The 4,381-nt window shown below is 28.4% G+C and carries 4 protein-coding genes and 1 pseudogene; 3 read left to right on the forward strand and 2 right to left on the reverse strand.

All coding sequences use genetic code 11. From position 1 onward, the window contains the following. The 3 genes and pseudogenes from VLM92_RS14090 to deoD form a co-directional block, all read left to right on the forward strand. Positions 1 to 443, forward strand: a pseudogene (locus VLM92_RS14090) (hypothetical protein); the annotation flags it as partial. Further along, a complete protein-coding gene (locus VLM92_RS14095) occupies positions 436 to 1,062 on the forward strand; it encodes an OmpA family protein (RefSeq protein WP_325276961.1) in 627 nt (208 codons plus the stop codon). The pseudogene VLM92_RS14090 and the gene VLM92_RS14095, both read left to right, overlap by 8 nt. A gap of 335 nt (positions 1,063 to 1,397) precedes the next feature. Next, a complete protein-coding gene (gene deoD / locus VLM92_RS14100) occupies positions 1,398 to 2,111 on the forward strand; it encodes a purine-nucleoside phosphorylase (protein ID WP_325276962.1) in 714 nt (237 codons plus the stop codon). A gap of 69 nt (positions 2,112 to 2,180) precedes the next feature. On the opposite strand, the gene lexA is transcribed toward deoD, so the two are convergent. Continuing rightward, positions 2,181 to 2,813, reverse strand: coding sequence for a transcriptional repressor LexA (gene lexA / locus VLM92_RS14105; RefSeq protein ID WP_325276963.1), 633 nt, complete (start codon positions 2,811 to 2,813; stop codon positions 2,181 to 2,183). Between the two features lie 179 nt (positions 2,814 to 2,992). Beyond that, positions 2,993 to 4,132: a tyrosine-type recombinase/integrase gene (locus tag VLM92_RS14110; protein ID WP_325276964.1), complete on the reverse strand. Its 1,140-nt coding sequence runs from the start codon at positions 4,130 to 4,132 to the stop codon at positions 2,993 to 2,995. Positions 4,133 to 4,381 lie beyond the last annotated feature (249 nt).

The following is a 4,381-nucleotide window of genomic DNA, read 5'->3' on the forward strand; positions in this document are numbered from 1 at the left end:
CAAGCTTTGCTTTATATGAAAGATCTGCTCAAGACTTACTCTCAAAATTAGTAGACCACGAAAAACAAATAACTGATACTCAAGCTAATTTAACTGATGAACAAATAAATTTAGATACAACAGTAAAGCACCTAGCTTCTGTAATAGCTATATCATCTCAAGACATAGAGCAAAAACTTAACATGATATTTGATTACATAGACATATATAAAGAAGCTGTAACAATGGCTACTATGCAGGAGGATGATTATAAAAGAAAATACGAAGAAGAAGTCTATGATGTAAAAGAATATAATGAAGTATCAAAATATGAAAAAGTTTCACAAAGATCTAACGAAATGACTAAGTCGCCCAACTACCAAAATAATTTTAAAATTAAACCTATAAATAAGTTAAGAAATATATCATCAAATTCTTTATTTGGAGATGATAGAAATGATTAATAAATACAGAAGAACTGTAAACAGAGAATTTGAAAAAAGTAGTTTTTGGCCTACTTTCACAGATATGATATCTACAGTTTTAATGGTTGTTATGCTTATGCTATTTAGTTCAGAATCTATTACAGGCTCTGTCGAAAAAGACTTAGCTAAAAATATAGATGAGTCAGTTAAACAAACTTTAAAGGAAAGTGGTCTTCCAGTAATTGTGGATGAAACTACAGGTCAAGTTACCTTTGGAGAAAAAACTATGTTTGATGTAGATAGCTCAGAGTTAAAACCAGAAGCTAAAGAAATGTTAAAAATATTCATTCCTAAGTATGTAGAGACTATTTACAAGGATTATGGAGATAATATATCTAAAATAGTAATTAAAGGCCATACAGACGATGTAGGAAGCTATTTATATAATTTAGATTTGTCTCAAAGGAGAGCCTTTAGTGTTGCAAATTTTATTGTAGGTGATGAAATAGGTGATTATAAGTATAAAGATAAAGTTTTAAAAGATATAGAAGCTATAGGACGTTCTGAAGCTGAACTTATTAAAAATCCTGATGGACTTGTAGATAGAGATTCTTCAAGAAGAGTAGAGATGAAGTATGAAATTAATATAGATAATTAAAGGTGGTAAACTAACCACCTTTAATTACTGAAATTTTATTGTTACAAAAAATGTGAAAATAATCATAGGTATTAGTATTAGAAAAGCTATTAATTGGTTACTTTGTCGATTATTTTTTATAAAAAACACCTCCAAATAGATATAGCATAAGTTTTTTCAATAGGTATAAGTAATAATTATAGTTGTTAGCAGATTTGAATTTTATGGCTAGAAAATATATCTTTACTTATAGTATACTATCATAGACGTAAAAAATGAATTATAAGTTAAAAAATGGTTATGATTTTACCAACATGTAGATAGAAAGTAATTTTAAAAATTAAGGAGGAAACACAATGAGTAGCACACCAACACCGCATAATAATGCAACTTTAGGAGACATAGCAGAAACGGTATTATTGCCAGGAGATCCGTTGAGAGCGAAGTTTATAGCAGAGACATTTTTAGAAGATGTTGTTCAATATAATACAGTAAGAGGAATGTTTGGCTATACAGGATATTATAAAGGTAAAAAGATATCTGTTCAAGGAAGTGGAATGGGAATACCATCAATAGGAATATATTCATATGAACTAATACAGTTTTATGGAGTTAAAAACTTAATAAGAGTAGGTTCAGCAGGTGCTATAAATGAAAAATTAAAGCTACATGATGTAATAATAGGAATGGGAGCATGCACAGATTCAAATTATGCTTCTCAATATAATTTACCAGGAACTTTTGCTCCAATAGCAAGTTATGAATTAATGCAAAAAGCTATAGAAACTGCTAAGGAACAAGGTACTAAAGTAACTGTAGGAAATATACTTTCAAACGATGTATTTTATTCAGATGCAGGACTTGACAACTTAGTTAAATGGAATAAAATGGGAGTTCTTTGCGTGGAAATGGAAGCCGCTGGACTTTATATGAATGCAGCAAGAGCAGGCGTTAATGCTTTAGCTATACTTACAATATCAGATTGCCCATTTACAGGAGAAGAATGCTCATCTCATGATAGACAAGTTGCATTTACAAAAATGATGGAAATTGCTTTAGAATTAGCATAAAATTAAAATCAAAATTATATAAGTTAAATAAAAAAGATATGGATAAGCACCATATCTTTTTTGTTTAACTTATATAACTCTAAATACACCTGTAACTATACCAATAACTTCAACATCTTTAGAGTTTAAAACTATTGGATCCATAAAGTCATTTTCTGGTTTAAGTTTTATTGAATCACCATCTTTTTCAAATCTTTTTACTGTAGCATATTCCTTATGGATCAGCGCTACAACTATTTCAGAATTTGATGCAGAATTTTTTCTATCTACAATAACATAATCTCCATTTAAAATACCTGCATTAATCATGCTATCTCCTTTAACTTTTAAAACAAAGTTATCAGATCCTTTAACTAGGTTAGCAGGAAGAGGAATATATTCTTCAATATTTTGTCTAGCAAGTATCGGTGCTCCGGCTGTTATTTGTCCAACTAATGGTAATTGAAGTATTTCTTGCTTAGATCCAAAGTCAGGGTCGAATTTATTTGAGTCTAAAACCTCAATAGCTCTTGGTTTAGTTGGGTCACGTCTTATGTAACCTTGTTTTTCTAGTTTATTCAAATGAGAGTGAACAGTAGACGTAGATTTTAAACCTACTGCCATACATGTTTCTCTAACAGATGGTGGGTATCCTTTTAAAGCAATTTGTTCTTTAATAAATTGTAATATCATTACTTGTTTACTGCTTAAATCTAAATACATGAAATCTCTCCTTTCTAAACTTAATTTAGTTTAATAAGAGTAGATAAATACCTTATTAATAATATTTTATACTTATATTGTAGCACAATGATTCTATTTGCACAAACATTCGTTCCTAAAAATCAATTTTCTATTTTTACTAATTTGTTATGTTCAATTTAATAAATAAATTAATAATTTTATAAATTTTCATTATTATCATCATCAATCCATTCGAAATTATTTACAATGTCACGTTTAACATGTTTTTTATGCGCCGCATAAAGTTGAGTAGTTGTTACGTTATCATGATCTAGGAGATTTTGAACATCATATATAGAAAATCCATTTTGAATTAAAGAAGTTGCAGCTGTAGCACGCAATTTATGAGGACTATAGCCACTATCTCTTGAAGTTTCCATTGAAATAGACGTATATTTTTTAACTAATTGCCTTATAGCTTTAGGATTAAGACGTTTATTTTGTAAAGATAAGAAAAGAGCATCTTTATGTTCATCACTTAACATTTCACTTTGAGGTCTTTCATTATAGATATAATCTTTAACAACTAACTCACATGTATGGTTAATAGGCATTAAAACTTCTTTACCTCTTTTTCTATAAATTTTAAATTCACCTCTAGAAAAATTAAAAGATGAGACATTAAGTTCTCTAAGTTCATTAAGTCTAAGGCCATAAGTAACAAATAAAGCTAAGATAGCCTTGTCACGAAGCTTAGTTTTTCTCCAATAAACTTTTTCTTTTTCAGTAAGACCATAACCACTTTCAACAGCATCTAACATCTTAGCAACTTCATCTATTTCAAGACGTTTTATAGCATCTGGCTGCGGCTTAGGAAGCTTAATAGGATTAAATCCATCAGTTATGTTATTATCGAGCTGTTCATTCCTATACATGAATTTAAATAGGGTAGAGATAGATGATTTTTTCCTAGCTAAGGCACGATTATTATTTTCATAAACTAAAGTAGTTTTATTCGTTTGCTTATAATATCTTGTACAATAATCTCCTAGAAATAAATTAACGTCTCTTGCCTTAATACATTTAAATTCATCTAGGGTAATTTGATCTATTTCATTAGCGCAAGTTAGTTCTTGAGTTTCAATTAGATAAGAACAAAAGAACTGTATATCTTCTAAATAAGCAAGTCGAGTAGAAACAGCTACAGAACCTTTTAAATAAATAAAATAATCTTTCATAAACTTTGGAAGATTATTTTCAATTGCTATGCATCTTTCTATTAAGTCATTATCACGGATAACGATGTTATCTGGTTTATCTGATTTATTATGAATCTTTAAGATTTTTGTATCGCTCAAAACATACCTCCAGTTAATTGTTTATTACATAATTATAAAATAACACAACATTTTTTTGATTTCAACTATTCCTTAAAAATATAAAAAAGCTAAAAACTACTAATAAAAAATTAGAGGATTATTAAATATATGTAATAATAACTTAAATTGCTTATAAATTAAATTTATAAAACTTAATAATGAATAGAGCCTAAGAAGCTTAGATAAATAATGAACCTAAGTAGATGTAAGGCTTATAAAATAAAGATA

It is taken from the genome of Romboutsia sp. (assembly GCF_035470145.1).
GTDB lineage: Bacteria > Bacillota > Clostridia > Peptostreptococcales > Peptostreptococcaceae > Romboutsia_D.